The following is an 18,657-nucleotide window of genomic DNA, read 5'->3' as shown; positions in this document are numbered from 1 at the left end:
TTGCTTCCCTGCCCTTCCCCGCCTGACTAGGCTGCGGCGCAACAAGCGGGAGGTGCTGCGATGAAGGATATTCTTCAGGAACTGGAAGACCGCAGGACGCAGGCCCGCCTGGGCGGCGGGCAGCGGCGGATCGACGCGCAGCACGCACGGGGCAAGCTGACCGCACGCGAACGCATCGAAATCCTGCTGGACGAAGGCAGCTTCGAAGAATTCGACATGTTCGTCACCCACCGATCCACCGATTTCGGGATGGAGGCGGACCGCCCCTATGGCGACGGCGTGGTGACCGGCTGGGGCACGATCAACGGCCGCATGGTCTATGTGTTTTCGCAGGACTTCACCGTCTTCGGCGGGTCGCTGTCCGAAACCCATGCCCAGAAAATCTGCAAGATCATGGACATGGCGATGCAGAACGGCGCGCCGGTGATCGGACTGAACGATTCGGGTGGCGCCCGGATCCAGGAAGGCGTGGCGTCGCTGGCGGGCTATGCCGACGTGTTCCAGCGCAACATCATGGCCTCGGGCGTGGTGCCGCAGATCAGCGTCATCATGGGGCCTTGCGCGGGCGGCGCGGTCTATAGCCCGGCGATGACCGACTTCATCTTCATGGTGAAGGATACCTCTTACATGTTCGTGACCGGCCCGGACGTGGTCAAGACGGTGACGAACGAGGTCGTGACCGCCGAACAGCTTGGCGGGGCGTCCACCCATACGAAGAAATCCTCGGTCGCCGACGGCGCCTTCGAGGACGACGTGGAAGCCCTGACCGAAATCCGCCGCCTGTTCGATTTCCTGCCGCTGAACAACCGCGACAAGGCGCCGGTGCGGCCCTTCTTCGACGACCCCGCACGGATCGAGGAGAGCCTGGACACCCTCATTCCCGACAATCCGAACCAGCCCTATGACATGAAAGAGCTGATCGTGAAGGTCGCGGACGAGGGCGACTTCTACGAGATCCAGAAGGATTTCGCGGGCAACATCATCGTGGGCTTCATCCGGATCGAAGGCCGCACGGTGGGCGTCGTCGCCAACCAGCCGATGGTGCTGGCCGGGTGCCTGGACATCGACAGCTCGCGCAAGGCCGCGCGCTTCGTGCGCTTCTGCGACGCTTTCGAAATTCCGATCCTGACCTTCGTGGACGTGCCGGGCTTCCTGCCGGGAACGGGCCAGGAATATGGCGGCGTCATCAAGCACGGCGCCAAGCTGCTGTTCGCCTATGGCGAAGCGACGGTGCCGAAGGTCACGGTCATCACCCGCAAGGCCTATGGCGGCGCCTATGACGTGATGGCGTCCAAGCATCTGCGCGGCGATTTCAACTATGCCTGGCCCACGGCGGAAATCGCGGTGATGGGCGCCAAGGGCGCAGTCGAGATCCTGTATCGCAGCGAACTGGGCGACAGCGACAAGATTGCCGCCCGGACCCGCGATTACGAAGGCCGCTTCGCCAATCCCTTCGTGGCCGCCGAAAAGGGCTTCATCGACGAGGTGATCCAGCCCCATTCGACCCGCAAGCGCATCGCCCGCGCCTTCGCCAGCCTGCGCACCAAGCAGCTGTCGAATCCCTGGAAGAAGCACGACAACATTCCTTTGTAAGATGCTAACGGTGTTGCACAAACGCGTGAATGATGCAGGCTGGCCACAGGCTGCGGGACATTTGATGCCCGCCGCCCGGCCCGTCTGTCTGCGCCTGCGTGCCGCCGCTATCATGCCCGGCGGGGCGGTGCATGAAGACATCCCCCTGAACCCGAGCAGACGGGCGCAGCCGCGCCCGCTTTACAGGAGCGTGACGACATGTCGAAGAAAATCATCCTCAGCCTCGTGCTGGTCTCGGCCTTTGCGGCGTGCCAGCGTCAGGCCCCCGAACCCGAAGTCTATGTGCCCGCCGCCAACCCGGTCACGACCGAGCCGGTCTATCAGGGCAAATACGGCGCCAACTGAGCCGAACCGACTGACATTGCGCGGGCGGTCCGGCTGCCCGCGCCTTTCCGGCCCGGCCCGCCCCGACAAAAGGGGCACATCATGCTGAAACACCGGGGCTTTCCGGGACGCCTTCCCGGCACCGATTTCCAATTCGTCATCCGCCGCGAAAACCGCAAGAAGGGCGCGACGCCGATCACCCGGCGCGAACGCTTCCGCGACCGCAAGCCCGCCGACCGCCGCGCCGATGCCGGTTTCCTGGCCGCGCTGATCGAACATTTCGGAGACGAACCCTTCGTTCGCGGCAACCTGGACGCCGGCCGCCTGGGCTGGCTGATCGGGCGCGAGGTCAAGCCCGTCGGCGCCTTCGACCCCGCCGATTACGACCAGTTGCTGCAAGTCGACATGGCCGCCGCCGAGGCGTCCTTCCCCGAACTGTTCGCCCAGGACAGCCCGCCCGATTTCGGCTGGGAGGAAGACGATTGGGACGACGGCGACAACGGCGACGACGACCATCCGGCGGATCGTTGAGAATGCGCAATTTGCTGCCTAGGGCCTTGAAGTCACACCCATGTCAGTTTGACCTTGCCCCCGGCTGTGCGATAGTCGGTCACCATCCTTCAACGGCCGGTCATCCGGCCCACTATACAGGCAAATCCTCATGCAGACTTCGCTGTTCACCCGTGTCGCCGCTGGCGCTTTCGTTCTTCTGGGCCTGGCGGCCTGCGACCAGGGCTATGGCACCGCGACCGGCCTGTCGCCCGATGCGCAGCGCGCGGCTGGCGGCGCTGTCGCCGGTGCGGTCATCGCCAAGGCCCTGGATGAGGATCTGGCGACCGGCGCGGCCATCGGCGCCGTGGGCGGCGCGCTGTGCGACGACGCCGGCGTCTGCCAGCGTCGTTACTGAACCTGACCGGCTGGGCGGGCGTTCCCGTCCAGCCAATCACCTCACAGGAAGACAGACATGTCCAAGTTCCTTGCCATTGCCGCCCTTGTCGGCACGACTGCCGTTGCGGGCTGCACCCAGGGCATCAACCCGACCGACACCGACCGCGCGCTTATCGGCGCGGGCGTGGGTGCGACCGTCGCCCATGTCGGCGGCCACAACGTCGTCAAGGGCGCTGCCATCGGCGGCGCGGCCGGTGCGCTGTGCAACGACGTGCGGCTTTGCCAATAACGCGCTGATCCCGGCGCGCCCGTCGCGCCGCGACCCATCGATCGCCGCCCGGGGCCTTGCGCCCCTGGGCGGCTTTTTCATGCCTGGCCGGGGGGGCCGCCCATGTTCAAGAAAATCCTGATCGCCAACCGGGGCGAGATCGCCTGCCGCGTCATCAAGACCGCCCGCAAGATGGGCATCGCCACCGTCGCCGTCTATTCCGACGCCGACCGCAACGCGCTGCATGTCAAGATGGCCGACGAGGCCGTCCATATCGGCCCGCCCCCCGCCAACCAGTCCTATATCGTGATCGACAAGATCATGGACGCCATCCGCCAGACCGGCGCCGAGGCGGTCCATCCCGGATACGGCTTCCTGTCCGAGAACATGAAATTCGCCGAGGCGCTTGAGAAGGAAGGCGTGATCTTCGTCGGCCCGCCGTCCCCGGCGATCGAGGCGATGGGCGACAAGATCACCTCGAAGAAGATCGCGCAGGAGGCCGGGGTTTCCACCGTGCCGGGCTATATGGGCCTGATCGCGGATGCGGACGAGGCGGTGAAGATCAGCGATCAGATCGGCTATCCGGTGATGATCAAGGCGTCTGCGGGCGGCGGCGGCAAGGGGATGCGCATCGCCTGGAACGCCGAGGAAGCGCGCGAGGGCTTCCAATCCTCGAAGAACGAGGCGGCCAGCAGCTTCGGCGACGACCGCATCTTCATCGAAAAATTCGTGACCCAGCCGCGCCACATCGAAATCCAGGTGCTGGCCGACAAGCACGGCAACGCGGTCTATCTGCACGAACGCGAATGCTCGATCCAGCGGCGCAACCAGAAGGTCATCGAAGAGGCGCCCTCGCCCTTCCTCGACCCCGAAACCCGCCGTGCGATGGGCGAACAGGCGGTCGCCCTGGCGAAGGCGGTGGGCTATACAAGCGCGGGCACGGTGGAATTCATCGTGGACGGCCAAAAGAACTTCTATTTCCTGGAGATGAACACACGGCTTCAGGTGGAACATCCGGTCACCGAACTGATCACCGGCATCGACCTGGTGGAACAGATGATCCGCGTCGCCGCAGGCGAAGCCCTGCCCTTCGCGCAGCCGGATCTGAAGATCAACGGCTGGGCGATGGAAAGCCGCCTGTATGCCGAGGATCCCTATCGCAACTTCCTGCCCTCGATCGGGCGGCTGACCCGCTATCGCCCGCCGGTCGAGAAGGCGGCCGGGCCGATGCAGCAGGCCGACCGCTGGGTGCCCGCCCATCCCGGCGACACGCCTGCCGTGGCCCAGACCGGGGTGCGCAACGATACCGGCGTCTACGAGGGCGGCGAGATCAGCATGTTCTATGACCCGATGATCGCCAAGCTGTGCACCTGGGCGCCGACGCGGGCCGAGGCCATCGAAGGGATGCGCGTCGCCCTGGACGAATTCGAGGTCGAGGGGATCGGCCACAACCTGCCCTTCCTGTCGGCGGTGATGGATCATCCGAAATTCGTCTCGGGCGACATCACCACGGCCTTCATCGCCGAGGAATATCCCGAGGGCTTCCAAGGCGCCACGCTGCCCGACGACGAACTGGCCCGCGTCGCGGCGGCGGCATCGGCCATGCACCGCGTGGCCGAGATCCGCCGCGCCCGGATCAGCGGGCGGCTGGACAACCACGAACGCCGCGTCGGCGAAAACTGGGTGGTCTTCGTCGGTGACCGCGAGGTGCCGGTGCGCATCCGCGCCGACCGCGACGGCGCGACGGTCGCGGTGAACGGCCGCGACCTGCGCGTCGAAAGCGACTGGAAGCCCGGCCAGACGCTTGCCCGGCTGCTGGTGGACGGCCGCCCGCTGGTGTTGAAGGTCGACAAGATCCCCGCCGGTTTCCGCCTGCGCACGCGCGGCGCCGACCTGAAGGTGCAGGTCCGCCGCCCCCGCACCGCCGAACTCGCCCGGCTGATGCCCGAAAAGCTGCCGCCGGATACGTCGAAGTTCCTGCTGTGCCCGATGCCGGGCCTGGTGGTGAAGATCAACGTGGCCGTCGGCGACGAGGTTCAGGAAGGCCAGGCGCTTGCCACGGTCGAGGCGATGAAGATGGAAAACATCCTGCGCGCCGAACGCAAGTCGGTGGTGAAGTCGGTCAGTGCCGAACCGGGCCAAAGCCTCAAGGTCGATGACGTGATCCTGGAATTCGAATGAGCGTCGCCGCCACCCTGTCCGACGCCCGCGTCGTCGCCGCCATGATCGGCGGCGCGGTGGTCGCGGGCGGCTGGGTGGTGACGCATCTTCTCAGCGCGGCGCGGGACCGTGCCGCGCGCGCCGAACGCGTCCGCGACGTGCAGGGCGCGCTTTACGCCGAAATCCGCGTGCATGTCGCGACGCTGAAGGGCCAGAACCTGCCCCGCTATGGCGCCGAGATCGAGGCGCTGATCCTGAAGGGCGGCGGCTTCTTTCCGGTGATCCCGACCGAACACAACGACCGCCTGTTCAGCGCCATCGTCGAGGACATCCACGTCCTGCCCTTCCGCGTCGTCGATCCGGTGGTGCAGTATTACAACCAGCTTGCCACCATCGGCGCGATGATCGCCGATCTGCGCGCCTTGCGGCTGAACCGGATCGGCGCGCAGAGGGCCGCGCGGATGTATCGCCACTATATCGAGATGAAGATCGAGGCGATCGACCTGGGCGAAGAAGCGATGGCCTTCCTGCTGGCCCATCTGACCGGCGGCAGCGAGGCCGTCGCCAGGCTGAGCGATTCGCGGCAAAAAGCCCGCCTTGCGGAAACCAAAGCGGGCGTCACGACGTGGATTCAGGCTGAAAAGACGCGGCTCAGCGCCGGGAATAACCCGGCATCGGGCCGGTTCGGCCAGTAATGGGGCGCGGGTTGTAGGATGTCGTGCTCATGTCGAACCTCCTTGTCCTTCGGGTTGAATATAGGCGGCGCGCGCCTGCATTTCAATCCTCACGGCAACAGTCCCGCCCGGCCGATCTCTTGCCGGCGCAGGGGCAGCTTGTCGATGGCCCGGCTGATTTCGCGCACGTCCCAAGGCAAGGGGCGGCGCTGCTTCACCTGCCCGTCCTTGTCGATGATGACCAGCGAAAAGCCGCGCGGATGCAGCTGCTGCCGCCAGGCGCTGTTGGCCTGCGGATCGCTGTCGGCGATGACCACCACGTCGCGTTCGACCAACGCCTCGCTGCGGCCTTCCAGGGCGCGCATCTGCTGGCGGAAGGCCGGATCGTCGGGCGTGTCGGCAAAGACCACCACCGGACGCGCGTTCCACAGGAAATCGACCGGGCTGGCGTCGGATGCGGACAGGATCCGCAGCTCCGCACGCGGTTCCGGCGCCACCGGATCGGCCGGAACCTCCTCGGGACTGGCGGGCTGGGCCTCGACCTGGGGCGGGGGCGCCTCCCTGGCCGGTCCCATGGCTGCGGCCAGCATCGCGAATATCAGCAATTTCAACTTCATCGGCACCCCTTCCTGTTCTGAATATAGGGCAGGCCGCGCCGTGCGAAAGGATGGATCATGACGAAACCCACGCTGGACGACTGGCAGAAGCTGGCGGCGAAGGAATTGAAGGGGGCCAACCCCGACAGCCTGACCTGGAACACGCTGGAAGGCATCCCCGTCAAGCCCCTGTATACCGAGGCCGACCTGGAGGGGCTGGACCATCTGGGTTCCCTGCCCGGTATCGCCCCCTTCACACGCGGGCCGCGCGCGACGATGTATGCGGGCCGCCCCTGGACCATTCGCCAATATGCGGGCTTTTCCACGGCCGAGGAATCGAACGCCTTCTATCGCAAGGCGCTTGCCGCCGGTCAGCAGGGCGTGTCGGTGGCCTTCGATCTGGCCACGCACCGGGGCTATGACAGCGACCATCCGCGCGTGGTGGGCGACGTGGGCAAGGCGGGCGTCGCCATCGATTCGGTCGAGGACATGAAGATCCTGTTCGACGGCATCCCGCTGGACAAGGTGTCGGTGTCGATGACCATGAACGGCGCGGTGATCCCGATCCTGGCGAACTTCATCGTCACCGGCGAGGAACAGGGCCACCCGCGTTCGGTGCTGTCCGGGACCATCCAGAACGACATCCTGAAAGAGTTCATGGTCCGCAACACCTATATCTATCCGCCCGAGCCTTCGATGCGGATCATCGCGGACATCATCGAATACACCAGCAAGGAGATGCCCAAGTTCAACTCGATCTCGATTTCCGGCTATCACATGCAGGAAGCGGGCGCGAACCTGGTGCAGGAACTGGCCTATACGCTGGCCGACGGGCGCGAATATGTCCGTGCGGCGCTGTCGGCGGGGATGGACGTGGACCAGTTCGCGGGGCGGCTGTCCTTCTTTTTCGCCATCGGCATGAACTTCTTCATGGAGATCGCCAAGCTGCGCGCGGCGCGGCTGCTGTGGCACCGGATCATGTCGGACTTCAATCCCAGGAAGGACAGCAGCCTGATGCTGCGCACGCATTGTCAGACCTCGGGCGTGTCCTTGCAGGAACAGGATCCCTATAACAACGTGATCCGCACCGCCTATGAGGCGATGTCGGCGGCGTTGGGCGGCACGCAGTCGCTGCACACCAACGCCCTGGACGAGGCCATCGCCCTGCCGACCGAGTTCAGCGCGCGGATCGCGCGCAACACCCAGCTTATCCTCCAGGAGGAAACCGGCATCACCCATGTCGTCGATCCGCTGGCGGGGTCGTATTACATCGAAAGCCTGACGGCCGAACTGGCCGAAAAGGCCTGGGCGCTGATCGAAGAGGTCGAGGCGATGGGCGGCATGACCAAGGCCGTCGCCAGCGGCATGCCCAAGCTGCGGATCGAGGAAACGGCCGCGCGGCGTCAGGCGCTGATCGACCGGGGCGAGGATGTGATCGTCGGCGTGAACAAGTATCGGCTGGCCCAGCAGGATCCCATCGACATCCTGGACATCGACAACGTGAAGGTCCGCGACAGTCAGATCGCCCGGCTGGAGAAGATTCGCGCCACCCGCGACCAGGCGGCCTGCGATGCGGCGCTGCTGGAACTGGGCCGCCGCACGGTCGAGGGCGGCAACCTGCTGGAGGCGGCGGTCGAATGCGCCCGCGCGCGGGCCAGCGTCGGCGAAATCAGCCTGGCGATGGAAGCCACGTTCGGGCGCCACAGGGCGGAGGTGAGGACTTTGGCAGGGGTTTACGGAGCCGCTTATGAAGGCGACGAGGGTTTCGCGGCCATCCAGCGCGACATCGAAGCCTTCGCCGAAGAAGAAGGCCGCCGCCCGCGGATGCTGGTCGTCAAGATGGGCCAGGACGGCCACGACCGGGGCGCCAAGGTGATCGCCACGGCCTTCGCCGATATCGGCTTCGACGTGGACGTGGGACCGCTGTTCCAGACCCCCGAGGAAGCCGCCCAGGACGCCGTGGACAACGACGTGCATGTGGTGGGGATCAGTTCGCAGGCGGCGGGCCACAAGACCCTGGCGCCGAAGCTGATCGAGGCGCTGAAGGCGCAGGGGGCCGAGGATATCCTGGTCATCTGCGGCGGCGTGATCCCCCAGCAGGATTACGATTATCTGCGCAAGGCTGGCGTCAAGGCGATCTTCGGGCCGGGCACCAACATCCCGGCGGCAGCGGCCGATATCCTGAAGCTGATCCGGGACAACCGCGCGGCCTGATTGCGTCCCGCGATAGCCGGGGGACTTCACGTCCCCCGGACCCCCTGTGGGATATTTGGACAAAGGTGAACAGGCGTTGCCTTACCTGGCCGGCTGTGAAACCCTGCCGGAGAAAGAAGGAAACGGCGGATGGACGTGCGGGAGATCAGGCAGGTCGACTGCATCAAATGGAGCCCGACGTTCGGGCCGGAATACGTCAACCGTCTGCACGGGATGATCGGGCGCGACATCACGCCGCCCTTCCGGCTGTTCGGCCTTACCGATGACGGGGCGGGGCTGCATCCCGACATAGCTGTCAGGCCGGTGCCGGTTTTTGCAGGCACCCTCGACCTCTTCCGTGCCGGCGAAGAACGCTGCCACAAGAACGAAACCCATCGTCGGTCACCGAGACATCTGCGGCGGGCCTTTTCCGGGCGCCGCTGCGAAAGCCTGTCCCGGCACTTGCGCCATGACCTGCTGCCCGCGACCTGGGCCCGGGGGCTGTCGCGCGAATAGCCATGGCCCTGCCCCGCGCCCCCGACCGCCTGTCCGACGAGATGGCCGCGGCCATCGGCCATGCCGTGGCGGGCTTCGGCTTTCTTGAGGAGGCGTTGAAGCGGGCGATCTTTTCCCTGTCCCGCCAGCAACTGGGCGAGGAGGCGGACGACAAGGCGTTGCAGCGCTGGCTGCGGCGGATGGAGGAGATCGCCGACGATACCCTGGGCACGCTGATCGACAGTTTCGCGGCCTCGATGCGGCAGGCCGAGGTTCAGGGCCGTGACCGGCTGGCCGAGGATCTGCGCGCCATCCGCCTGAACCGCAACCTGCTGTGCCATGCCTCGTGGCGTCCGGGGCGCAAGCCCGGCCATTGGCATCCGACCTTCATCAACACGCGCGGCGAACGCTATCCCGACGAGATGGATCCGGCAGCCGTCCACGCCATCCATGCCGAAACGCTGCGGGCCGCGCGGCGGGTCGTGTCGATCATGCGCGGAACGGGCATCGATGGGGAATGGGCAGGGCTTGACGAAGGCGGCTGACTCGCGCGTTGCATGACGGCGCGGCCCGCGCTAACAGCAGGCAGTCGCAGACAAGAGGCCTTTATGTCGTCCCCCCTTCGCCCCGATCCCCTCAGACTTGGCATCGCCGGGCTTGGCACCGTCGGGATCGGTGTCGTCAAGATCGTCCAGAAACACACCGATCTGCTGGCGCGCCGCACGGGCCGCACCGTGGCGATCACCGCCATCTGCGCGCGCGACAGGCGCAAGAACCGCGATGCCGACCTGTCGTCCTATCGCTGGGAGAACGATGCGATGGCGGTGGCCACGGCGGATGACGTGGATGTCTTCGTCGAACTGGTGGGCGGCGACAGCGGCATTGCCAAGGACAGCATCGAGGCCGCCTTGCGGTCGGGCAAGGATGTCGTCACCGCGAACAAGGCGCTGCTGGCGGTCCACGGACAGGCGCTGGCGGAACTGGCCGAGAGCCTGGGCCGCACCCTGCGCTTCGAGGCGGCGGTGGCGGGCGGCATCCCGGTCATCAAGGCGATGACGGAATCGCTGGCCGGCAACGAGATCCGCCGCGTCATGGGCGTGATGAACGGCACCTGCAACTATATCCTGACGCGGATGGACAGCGCGGGCCTGCCCTACGACGCCGTGTTCGAGGAAGCGCGGCAGCTGGGATACCTGGAAGCCGACCCGACGCTGGACGTGGGCGGCATCGACGCGGGGCACAAGCTGGCGATCCTGTCCTCGATCGCCTTCGGCACCCGGGTCAATTTCGAGGCCGTCGAGATCGAAGGGATCGAGCGCGTCAGCATCGACGACATTCGCCGCGCTGCCGACATGGGCTACAAGATCAAGCTGCTGGGCGTGGCGCAGATGACGCCGCGCGGCCTGGAACAGCGCATGTCGCCCTGCCTGGTTCCCGCCGACAGCCCCCTGGGGCAGTTGATGGGCGGCACCAACATGGTGGTGGTCGAAGGCGACAGCGTGGGCCAGCTTGTTCTGCGCGGCGCGGGCGCGGGCGAAGGCCCCACCGCCAGCGCGGTCCTGTCCGACGTGGTAGAAATCGCGCGCGGCGTGCGGATGCCGGTTTTCGGCCAGCCCGCCACGACCCTGAAGGCCGCCCAGCCCGCGCGCACCGCCGTGCCGGCGGCCTATTACATCCGCCTGGAATTGCAGGACAAGCCGGGCGCCCTGGCCAAGGTGGCGACGGTCCTGGGCGATGCCGGGATCTCGATCGACCGGATGCGGCAATACGGCCAGCACAGCCCCGACAGCGTGCCGGTGCTGGTCGTGACCCACAAGACCACGCCCGAGGCGATCGACTTTGCCATCGAGACCCTGCCCCGCACCGGCGTCCTGGCGGGCGAGCCGGTCGAATTGCGGATCGAGGAAGTGTGACGAAGAAAGGGGGCGCTCGCGCCCCCCTCTTGCGCGGGGCGCAATTCACCCCCGACGATATTTGGACACAGAAAAGGCTTCAGCCGCCCGCGATGATCCGCACATAGTTGCGGGTTTCGCGATAGGGTGGGATGCCGTTGTATTTCTGCACCGCGCCCGGCCCGGCGTTATAGGCGGCAAGCGCCAGGCGCCAGTTGCCGAACTGGTTGTACATCATCCGCAGGTAGCGCGCGCCGCCATGCAGGTTCTGCACCGGGTCATGCGGGTTCACGCCCAGCTTGGCCGCCGTTCCGGGCATCAGTTGCGCAAGGCCGGTGGCGCCTTTGTGAGACCGGGCGCTTGGGTTCCAGCCCGATTCCTGCTGGACCAGCCGCAGGAACAGATCTTCGGGGATGCCATAGCGCCGGGCGGCGGCGCGGGCGTGGGGGATGAAGTCGCTGCGCTTGCCGCGATAGGCGGGGATGTTCGCCGAAAGCTCGATCTCGACCGAACTGGAGGCGCCGCCGCGCGGCTGGAGCCGCGCCGATTGCTGGTATTGCCCGGCCAGCCGCGAATCCATCAGCCGCGTTTGGCGGGCGAACTGTTCGGCGCGCGATTTCGACGAACTGCCCGACAGGCGCAGCCCCTCGGCCCCGGCGGGCAGCGCAAGGCCGGCGACCAGCATCGCGCACAGACCCGCCTTGATGGTAGGGATGAATGTCATGTCCCGTCCCTCGTTGTTCTGGGTTTTGCGGGGACTATACAGAAATCGGGCCGCATCGCCAGCATCGCTTTTCGGCCAGGCAGCACGCGGCGGCAAAGCGCGCATTTGCATCGCGGCGGGGGCTGCGCTAGACCCGTCGCAAGACCATCTTTGCAGGAAAACGTCATGGCAGGCAGCGTCAACAAGGTCATCCTGATCGGCAATCTGGGCGCCGATCCCGAAATCCGCACCTTTCAGAATGGCGGCAAGATCGCGAACCTGCGCATCGCCACCTCGGAGACGTGGAAGGACCGCAATACCGGCGAACGCAAGGAGCGGACGGAATGGCATTCCGTCGTCATCCATTCGGAACCTCTGGTCCGCGTGGCCGAGCAATATCTGAAGAAGGGCAGCAAGATCTATGTCGAGGGTCAGCTTGAGACCCGGAAATGGCAGGATCAGTCCGGCGCCGACCGCTATACGACCGAGGTCGCCCTGCGCCCCTATCGCAGCGAGTTGACGATGCTGGAAGGCCGGGGCGGATCCGCCGGCGGCGCCGGCCGCGACAGCGGCGGTTATGACGATTACGACCGGGGCGGCTCGTCCTCGGGCGGCGGCAACAAGGGCGGCAGCAGCCGCAGCGATTACGACGACGAAATCCCGTTCTGATCTGCGGTCGGGGCGCCCTAGCGGGCGTCCCGCAGCACGGCAGCCAGGGTGTCGGGCTGCACCTCGTCGCTGACGAAAGCCTCGCCGATGCCGCGCGCCAGGACGAATCGCAGGCGGCCGTCAACGACCTTCTTGTCCTGCCCCATCAACGCGATCAGCGCCGCATCGTCGGGCAGATCGCCCGGAATATCGCGGATCGCGGCGGGCATTCCCATCCGGCGCAGGTGTTCCAGCACCCGCGACGGCGCTTCCTGGCTGCACAGGCCCATCCGGGCCGACAGATCGAAGGCCAGCGCGCAGCCGACCGCCACGCCTTCGCCATGCAACAGGCGGGACGAATAGCCGGTCGCGGATTCCAGCGCATGGCCAAAGGTGTGGCCCAGGTTCAGCAGCGCCCGTTCGCCCTGTTCCGTTTCATCGCGCGTGACGATCCCGGCCTTCATGGCGACCGAATGGGCCACGGCGTGCTGGCGCAGCGTCAGATCGTCGCGCAGGCGGGGGGCGTTCGCTTCCAGCCATTCGAAGAAATCCGCGTCGCCCAGCAGGCCGTATTTCGCGACCTCGCCATAGCCTGCGAGGAAATCGCGCGGGCTCAGCGTGTCCAGCACCGCGATGTCGGCCAGAACCAGCGAGGGCTGATGGAAGGCGCCGATCAGGTTCTTGCCATGCGGGCTGTTGATGCCGGTCTTGCCGCCGACGCTGCTGTCCACCTGCGCCAGCAGCGTGGTGGGGATCTGCACGAAGCGCACGCCCCGACGCAGGATCGCGGCGGCAAAGCCCACCAGGTCGCCGATCACGCCGCCGCCGAAGGCCACCACGATGTCGCGGCGTTCGACCCGCTGTTCCAGCAGCCATTCGACGCAGGCGGTCAGGTGCGGCCAGCTTTTCGTGGCTTCGCCCGCAGGCAGCGTCAGCGCCTCGGACGCGATGCCTTCGGCCTTCAGCGCGGCTTGCAGGCGCGGCAGATGCAGCCCGGCCACGGTTTCGTCGGTGACGATGGCCACGCGGGGGCGACGCAGCAGGGGCGCGATTTCACTGCCCGCGCGGTCGATCAGGCCGGGGCCGATGCGCACGTCATAGGCGCGGTCGTCCAGGGGAACATGGACGGTAACGGGATCAGAGGTCATGGCGTCTCGGTCACAAGGGCGGGATCGGCGGTTCGGATGGCGTCCAGCAGCCGCGTCGTCGCGGCATCCACGCTGTCGCCGGGGCGGGCGGGAAAGGTCAGTTCGGCCAGGGCATAGGTGGGGTTCCGCTCGGCCAGCAGCCGCGCCAGCGTGCCCTTGGGATCGGCGGTTTGCAGCAGGGGCCGGGTGCTGCGCTGGCGGACGCGGTGCCACAGCGTGTCCAAGTCGCAGGACAGCCAGACCGACATGCCTGCCGCGCCGATGGCCGCGCGGTTGCGGTCCTGCATCCAAGCCCCCCCGCCGGTCGAGATCACGCGCGGCGATTCCCGCAGGATCCGGGCGATCACCTGCGCCTCTCGGTCGCGGAAGAAGGCCTCTCCGTCGCGGGCGAAGATTTCGGAAATGGACATGGCGGCCGCCGTCTCGATCTCGACATCCGAATCGGTGAAGGGGACGTGCAGCCGCCGAGCCAGTTCCGACCCAAGCGCGGTCTTACCCGCCCCCATCATTCCGATCAGCACGATATGGCGCCCCAGACGCTGGCGCATGTCTGTCCCCCGTTTCTTGGCCCGACTGAATGGCGTGATCTTTCGGAAAATGCCATATATATTCCGGTCAGGCCGGCAAAAGACCGGCCGCAAGCGCAAACGACAAAGAAACGAGGCGAATTCGATGCGGCTGCTCAAGGTTCTGGTGGTGCTGATCGTGGCGGCGGTGGTCGGCCTGGCGGGCTATGCCTATTTCGGCGACATGCAGCCGGTCCGGTCAGAAGTGCGCAGCCCCGTCAGCGGCGCCCCGGCGGCCCCCGCCGCCCCCGCAACCGGGACCGCGACCGAGTGAGCCATCGCCTGCTGCCCCTTGCCCTGGCGCTTGGTCTGGCCCTGCCCGCCCAGGCCCAGCAACCTCTGTCGGCCAGCGACTGGCTGTCGGGCAGCGTGCGCGGGCCCGACCGCGAAAGCTCGGCCTGGCGGCCCGGCGATGCGCCGCCTCCCGGCGTTCCGGGCGCGCCCGGTCCCAAGCCGGTGGCCACCACGGGCGAGGTCGGGCCGGTCCAGGTCACGCGCCTGGGCATCGGCAACCCCGACACGGTGGGCCTGAAGACGCCGCGCAAGGCGGGGCTTCCGGCCGATCTGTGGGCGGGCAGCAGCGCCGCCACGCTGGCCGGGCTGATCCTGCGCACCCCGGCGCGGCTGCCCGCGATGAACGCGCTGCTGGACCGCCTGCTGACCACGCAGCTGACCCCGCCCAGCCAGGCCGACGCGCCGCCGGGCACGCTGTTCCTGGCCCGCGCCGACCGCCTGCTGGACGCGGGCGCGGTGGACCGGGCGCAGGCCCTGCTGACCGCCGCCGGACCCACCACGCCCGAGATCTTTCGCCGTCTGTTCGACATCGCCCTGCTGGAAGGGGACGAGGCGCGCGCCTGCGAAATCATGAACACCACCCCCGGCATCGCCCCCAGCTTCGCCGCGCGGATCTTCTGCCTGGCGCAGACGGGCGACTGGGCCGCCGCCGCGATCAGCCTGCACGGGGCAGAGACGCTGGGCCTGCTGGATCAGGGCCAGGCGGTGCTGCTGACGCATTTCCTGGACGATGCCTATGTGGACAGCGACCAGATGCTGCCGCCGTCGGACCGCATGACGCCCCTGGATTTCCGCATCCACGAGGCGATCGGCCAGCCGCTGCCGACATCCTCGCTGCCGATCGCCTTCGCCCATTCCGATCTGCGCCCGAACAACGGCTGGAAGGCCCGGCTGGACGCGGCCGAGCGGCTGGCCCGCGCCGGGGCGATGTCCCCCGCCGCGCTGCGCGCGCTGTACAGCGAACAGAAACCCGCCGCCTCGGGCGGGGTCTGGGAACGTGCGGGCGCGATGCGCACGCTGGAGGCCGCCTTGGCGGGCGGCGATCCCTCGCCCGCGCTGCCGGCTGCCTTCGACGAATTCCGCAAGGCGGGCATGGCCGATGTGCTGGCCGCGATGATCGCTGCCGACCTGCCGCAGGGGGGCGAAGGCCGGTCGGCCGAGATCGCCACGATCCTGCGCCAGTGGCAGGGGCTGCCGGTGCCGATGCCGCTGGTCCTGGACCCCGCGCTGAACGCCGAAGCCGTCGAGCCGCCCGCCACCCAAAGGGGCGAGGCGCTGCTGACCGCCATGGCCGATGTGGACGCGGGCCTGGACGGCGACATGGCCCGCGCCGGGCGCGGTCTGGCCATGCTGCGCGCCTTGGGGCTGGGGGCCGAGGCCGACCTGGCCGCCGCGCAACTGTCGCTGCTGCCCGTCATGCGGCCCAGCCCGTGATTGCCGATCATCGCGCCATATCGGCCTTTCTGGACGCCAAGGCCGCCGAATCCGGGTCGGCGCGCAACACCGTGCTGGCCTATGGCCGCGACCTGCGCGACCTGTCCGACTGGCTGGCCGCGCGCAGGCTGGCCTTGGCCGACCTGACCCGCGAACGGGTCGAAGATTACCTGACCCATTGCGACGCTCAGGGCCTGTCGCGGGCCACGCGGGCGCGGCGGCTGTCCTCGATCCGCCAGTTCACCCGCTTCGCGCTGGAGGAAGGCTGGCGCGACGACGATCCCGCGATCCGCATCAGCGGGCCGGGCCGGGCCAAGCGCCTGCCCAAGACGCTGGACCGGGACGAGATCGACGCCCTTCTGGCCGCCGCGCCCCGGATCGGGCGCCACCCCGCCGATCAGGCGCGCAACCTGTGCCTGATCGAGCTTCTGTATGCGACCGGGATGCGCGTCAGCGAGCTGGTGTCGCTGCCCGCCGCCGCCTGCCGGGGCGATCCCCATGTGCTGCTGATCCGCGGCAAGGGCGACAAGGAACGTATGGTGCCCCTGACGCCGCCCGCCCGGCGCGCCCTGTCGGCCTGGCTTGCGGTCCGCGACAACGCGCCCAAGGACAGCCCGCTGGGCCGCCTGGTCGCGGGCAAGGGCGCGCGCTGGCTGTTTCCCGCCCCCGGCGCGGCGGGGCACATGCCGCGCCAGACCTTCGGTCGGCTGCTGAACGACATGGCGGTGGCGGCGGGCGTGTCCCCCGCCCGCGTCACGCCGCATGTGATCCGCCACGCCTTCGCCACGCATCTGCTGCAAGGCGGGGCCGACCTGCGGTCCATCCAGACCCTGCTGGGCCATGCCGACCTGGGCACGACCGAGATCTATACCCATGTCCTGGACGAACGGATGCGCGACCTGGTCCTGACCCATCACCCCTTGGCCCAGGCCCCCGCCGTCTCTAGGAAGGCGGGACGGGAAGCGGGGGAATAGGGAATGCAGGTTCTGGCGCGGGCCTTTGCCCTGATGGGGCGGAAAAACCCTGCGACGGGCAGGCCCGCCAACGCGCAGACGGCGGGCATCGCCCTGATCCTGGCCGCGATCCTGGGATTTACGCTGATGGACGCGACCGCCAAGCACCTGACCCAGACCTATCACCCGGCGCAGGTGGTCTGGGCGCGCTTCGTCGGCAACCTGGCGATCTTCGCGGTGATCTTCCGGGACGCGATGTTTCCGCTGATGCGCACCCGCCGCCCCTGCCTGCAATTTTCCCGCGCGCTGATGCAGCTTGGCTCGGTCGGGCTGTTCTTCAGTTCGCTGCAATATATCGGCCTGGCCGAGGCGACCGCGATCATGGACCTGAACCCCGTCCTGATCACCCTGGGCGCCGCACTGTTCCTGGGCGAGAGGATCGGCCCCCGGCGGCTGGCGGGCATCGGCGTGGCGTTGATCGGCGCGCTGATCATCATCCGCCCCGGCCTGGGCGTCTTCCAGCCCGCCGCCCTGCTGCCGCTGGCGGGGGCCTTCACCTATGCCGCGGGCGCGCTGCTGACGCGGATGGCGCGGGCGGATTCGGTCGCGACCTCGGTCATGTGGTCGGCGGTGGTGGGCAGCGCGCTGACATCGCTGGTGGTGCCCTTCGTCTGGCAGCCCATCGCCATGGCCGACCTGTGGGCCTTCGCGCTGCTGGGGATCTTCGGCACGCTCAGCCAGTATCTGCTGGTCCGCGCCTTCGCCACGGCCGAGGCGGGCGTGCTGGCCCCCTTCGGCTATACCGGGCTGGTCTGGGCGGGGCTGTGGGGCTGGCTGCTGTTCGGGCAGTTGCCGGATCCGTTCACGGTCGCGGGCGCCGGGCTGATCGTCGCGGCGGGCCTCTATGTCTGGTCGCGCGAATCCCGCGCGGCGCGGAGAATGCCATGAGCCATCCCGACACGCCTCCCCTGTCCGACCGCATCGCCAATGCCGCCTTCCTGTCGGTGATCGGGCTGGCCCGGCTGCTGCCCTACGAAAGACGCATCCCTGCGGTCGGCTGGCTGTTCGGGCATGTTCTGGGCCCGCTGGCAGGCTGGCGCCGGCGGATCCGCGACAACCTGGCCCTGGCGCGCCCCGACCTGACCGAAGCCGAGGTCAAGGCCCTGACCCGCGCCGTCCCCGACAATGCCGGGCGGTCGGTGGCCGAGATCTATTCGGGCGAGGAATTCACCGCCCGGATCCGCGACGCCGACCCGCTGGAAGGCCCCGGCCTGCCCGCGTTGGAGGCCGCCTTCGACGCGCATCGCCCGGTCATCATCGCCTGCGCGCATTTCGGCAATTACGACGCCATGCGCGCGGCGCTTGCCGGGCGCGGCTGGCCGGTCGGCGCGCTGTACCGTCCGATGAACAACGAGGCGTTCAACCGCCACTACATCCCCGCTATCACCGCCATCGCCGAGCCGCTGTTCCCGCGCGGCCGGTCGGGCCTTGCCTCGATGCTGCGGTTCCTGAAGGGCGGCGGCTGGCTGGCCCTGGGCTTCGACCAATACGACCGCCACGCCCCGGAACTGCGCTTCTTCGACCTGCCCAGCCGCACGGTCCTGACCCCCGCCGAGCTTGCGCTGCGATACGACGCCTTGCTGATCCCGGTCCACGGCATCCGCTGCCCGGACGGGCTGCGGTTCCGCGTCCATGTCGGCGATCCGGTCCCGCACAGCGATCCCGCCGCGATGATGCAGGCGCTGAACGACGATCTGGAGATGCTGGTCCGCCGCCACATGGACCAGTGGTTCTGGGTCCACCGCCGCTGGAAGTGACGGGTCGGTGC

General features: G+C 67.8%; 21 protein-coding genes. 17 read left to right on the top strand and 4 right to left on the bottom strand.

All coding sequences use genetic code 11. The features are described from left to right. Positions 1 to 60 precede the first annotated feature (60 nt). From PARHAE_RS11825 to PARHAE_RS11800, 7 genes are all read left to right on the top strand, one after another. The gene (locus PARHAE_RS11825) at positions 61 to 1,593 is read left to right on the top strand and encodes an acyl-CoA carboxylase subunit beta (protein ID WP_126154825.1); all 1,533 of its coding nucleotides are present in this window, start codon (positions 61 to 63) and stop codon (positions 1,591 to 1,593) included. A gap of 198 nt (positions 1,594 to 1,791) precedes the next feature. Continuing rightward, positions 1,792 to 1,938, top strand: a complete 147-nt coding sequence (locus tag PARHAE_RS21090) for a hypothetical protein (protein WP_164555228.1) — start codon at positions 1,792 to 1,794, stop codon at positions 1,936 to 1,938. 81 nt (positions 1,939 to 2,019) lie between these two features. Further along, positions 2,020 to 2,448 carry a hypothetical protein gene (locus tag PARHAE_RS11820; RefSeq protein WP_126154824.1) on the top strand — a complete coding sequence of 143 codons (429 nt, stop codon included), beginning with the start codon at positions 2,020 to 2,022 and terminating at the stop codon, positions 2,446 to 2,448. 130 nt (positions 2,449 to 2,578) lie between these two features. Continuing rightward, complete coding sequence (locus PARHAE_RS11815; RefSeq protein ID WP_103173705.1) at positions 2,579 to 2,824, top strand: hypothetical protein; 246 nt, start codon at positions 2,579 to 2,581, stop codon at positions 2,822 to 2,824. A 57-nt stretch (positions 2,825 to 2,881) separates the two neighbouring features. After that, positions 2,882 to 3,094, top strand: a complete 213-nt coding sequence (locus PARHAE_RS11810; RefSeq protein WP_126154823.1) for a hypothetical protein — start codon at positions 2,882 to 2,884, stop codon at positions 3,092 to 3,094. A gap of 102 nt (positions 3,095 to 3,196) precedes the next feature. Continuing rightward, positions 3,197 to 5,254, top strand: a complete 2,058-nt coding sequence (locus PARHAE_RS11805) for an acetyl-CoA carboxylase biotin carboxylase subunit (RefSeq protein WP_126154822.1) — start codon at positions 3,197 to 3,199, stop codon at positions 5,252 to 5,254. Continuing rightward, a complete protein-coding gene (locus tag PARHAE_RS11800) occupies positions 5,251 to 5,928 on the top strand; it encodes a hypothetical protein (RefSeq protein ID WP_126154821.1) in 678 nt (225 codons plus the stop codon). Before PARHAE_RS11805 ends, PARHAE_RS11800 begins: the two co-directional genes overlap by 4 nt. An 89-nt stretch (positions 5,929 to 6,017) precedes the next feature. Here the strand turns inward: PARHAE_RS11800 and PARHAE_RS11795 are convergent, their stop codons facing one another. Next, positions 6,018 to 6,524, bottom strand: a complete 507-nt coding sequence (locus PARHAE_RS11795) for a DUF4174 domain-containing protein (RefSeq protein ID WP_126154820.1) — start codon at positions 6,522 to 6,524, stop codon at positions 6,018 to 6,020. 57 nt (positions 6,525 to 6,581) lie between these two features. Here PARHAE_RS11795 and scpA point away from each other — a divergent pair, with 57 nt between their 5' ends. The 4 genes from scpA (at position 6,582) to PARHAE_RS11775 (ending at position 11,104) form a co-directional block, all read left to right on the top strand. Then, positions 6,582 to 8,717, top strand: coding sequence for a methylmalonyl-CoA mutase (gene scpA / locus PARHAE_RS11790; RefSeq protein ID WP_126154819.1), 2,136 nt, complete (start codon positions 6,582 to 6,584; stop codon positions 8,715 to 8,717). A gap of 129 nt (positions 8,718 to 8,846) precedes the next feature. Continuing rightward, the gene (locus PARHAE_RS11785; protein ID WP_126154818.1) at positions 8,847 to 9,212 is read left to right on the top strand and encodes a hypothetical protein; all 366 of its coding nucleotides are present in this window, start codon (positions 8,847 to 8,849) and stop codon (positions 9,210 to 9,212) included. Positions 9,213 to 9,214: 2 nt separating this feature from the next. Further along, entirely contained in the window at positions 9,215 to 9,736 is a 522-nt protein-coding gene (locus PARHAE_RS11780) for a hypothetical protein (protein ID WP_126154817.1), read from the top strand. A 63-nt stretch (positions 9,737 to 9,799) separates the two neighbouring features. Next, positions 9,800 to 11,104, top strand: a complete 1,305-nt coding sequence (locus tag PARHAE_RS11775) for a homoserine dehydrogenase (protein WP_126154816.1) — start codon at positions 9,800 to 9,802, stop codon at positions 11,102 to 11,104. A 79-nt stretch (positions 11,105 to 11,183) separates the two neighbouring features. On the opposite strand, the gene PARHAE_RS11770 is transcribed toward PARHAE_RS11775, so the two are convergent. Beyond that, positions 11,184 to 11,807, bottom strand: coding sequence for a lytic transglycosylase domain-containing protein (locus PARHAE_RS11770; protein WP_126154815.1), 624 nt, complete (start codon positions 11,805 to 11,807; stop codon positions 11,184 to 11,186). A 165-nt stretch (positions 11,808 to 11,972) separates the two neighbouring features. Here PARHAE_RS11770 and ssb point away from each other — a divergent pair, with 165 nt between their 5' ends. Next, positions 11,973 to 12,455, top strand: coding sequence for a single-stranded DNA-binding protein (gene ssb, locus PARHAE_RS11765; RefSeq protein ID WP_126154814.1), 483 nt, complete (start codon positions 11,973 to 11,975; stop codon positions 12,453 to 12,455). A gap of 17 nt (positions 12,456 to 12,472) precedes the next feature. Here ssb and aroB read toward each other — a convergent pair whose 3' ends face one another. Beyond that, positions 12,473 to 13,582 (bottom strand): 3-dehydroquinate synthase, encoded by a 1,110-nt coding sequence (aroB, locus tag PARHAE_RS11760; RefSeq protein WP_126154813.1) that lies wholly within the window; start codon positions 13,580 to 13,582, stop codon positions 12,473 to 12,475. Further along, the gene (locus tag PARHAE_RS11755) at positions 13,579 to 14,169 is read right to left on the bottom strand and encodes a shikimate kinase (protein WP_277600676.1); all 591 of its coding nucleotides are present in this window, start codon (positions 14,167 to 14,169) and stop codon (positions 13,579 to 13,581) included. Before PARHAE_RS11755 ends, aroB begins: the two co-directional genes overlap by 4 nt. Before the next feature lie 85 nt (positions 14,170 to 14,254). Here PARHAE_RS11755 and PARHAE_RS21085 point away from each other — a divergent pair, with 85 nt between their 5' ends. Genes PARHAE_RS21085 through PARHAE_RS11735 form a run of 5 tightly spaced genes read left to right on the top strand, consistent with a single transcriptional unit; the run spans position 14,255 to position 18,646 of the window. Further along, complete coding sequence (locus PARHAE_RS21085) at positions 14,255 to 14,422, top strand: hypothetical protein (RefSeq protein WP_164555226.1); 168 nt, start codon at positions 14,255 to 14,257, stop codon at positions 14,420 to 14,422. Beyond that, positions 14,419 to 15,876, top strand: coding sequence for a hypothetical protein (locus PARHAE_RS11750; protein WP_126154811.1), 1,458 nt, complete (start codon positions 14,419 to 14,421; stop codon positions 15,874 to 15,876). The genes PARHAE_RS21085 and PARHAE_RS11750 overlap by 4 nt, the downstream gene beginning before the upstream one ends. After that, positions 15,873 to 16,850 (top strand): site-specific tyrosine recombinase XerD, encoded by a 978-nt coding sequence (locus PARHAE_RS11745; protein ID WP_126154810.1) that lies wholly within the window; start codon positions 15,873 to 15,875, stop codon positions 16,848 to 16,850. The genes PARHAE_RS11750 and PARHAE_RS11745 overlap by 4 nt, the downstream gene beginning before the upstream one ends. Positions 16,851 to 16,853: 3 nt before the next feature. Continuing rightward, positions 16,854 to 17,777, top strand: a complete 924-nt coding sequence (locus tag PARHAE_RS11740) for a DMT family transporter (RefSeq protein WP_241232787.1) — start codon at positions 16,854 to 16,856, stop codon at positions 17,775 to 17,777. Continuing rightward, positions 17,774 to 18,646, top strand: coding sequence for a lysophospholipid acyltransferase family protein (locus PARHAE_RS11735; protein ID WP_126154809.1), 873 nt, complete (start codon positions 17,774 to 17,776; stop codon positions 18,644 to 18,646). Before PARHAE_RS11740 ends, PARHAE_RS11735 begins: the two co-directional genes overlap by 4 nt. The last annotated feature ends 11 nt before the right edge of the window (positions 18,647 to 18,657 follow it).

The sequence above is a fragment of the Paracoccus haematequi genome, assembly GCF_900631945.1.
In the GTDB taxonomy this organism is placed as follows: Bacteria; Pseudomonadota; Alphaproteobacteria; order Rhodobacterales; family Rhodobacteraceae; genus Paracoccus; species Paracoccus haematequi_A.
Note: the sequence above shows the minus strand (reverse complement) of the source record. Positions and strands in the feature narration are given on the sequence as shown.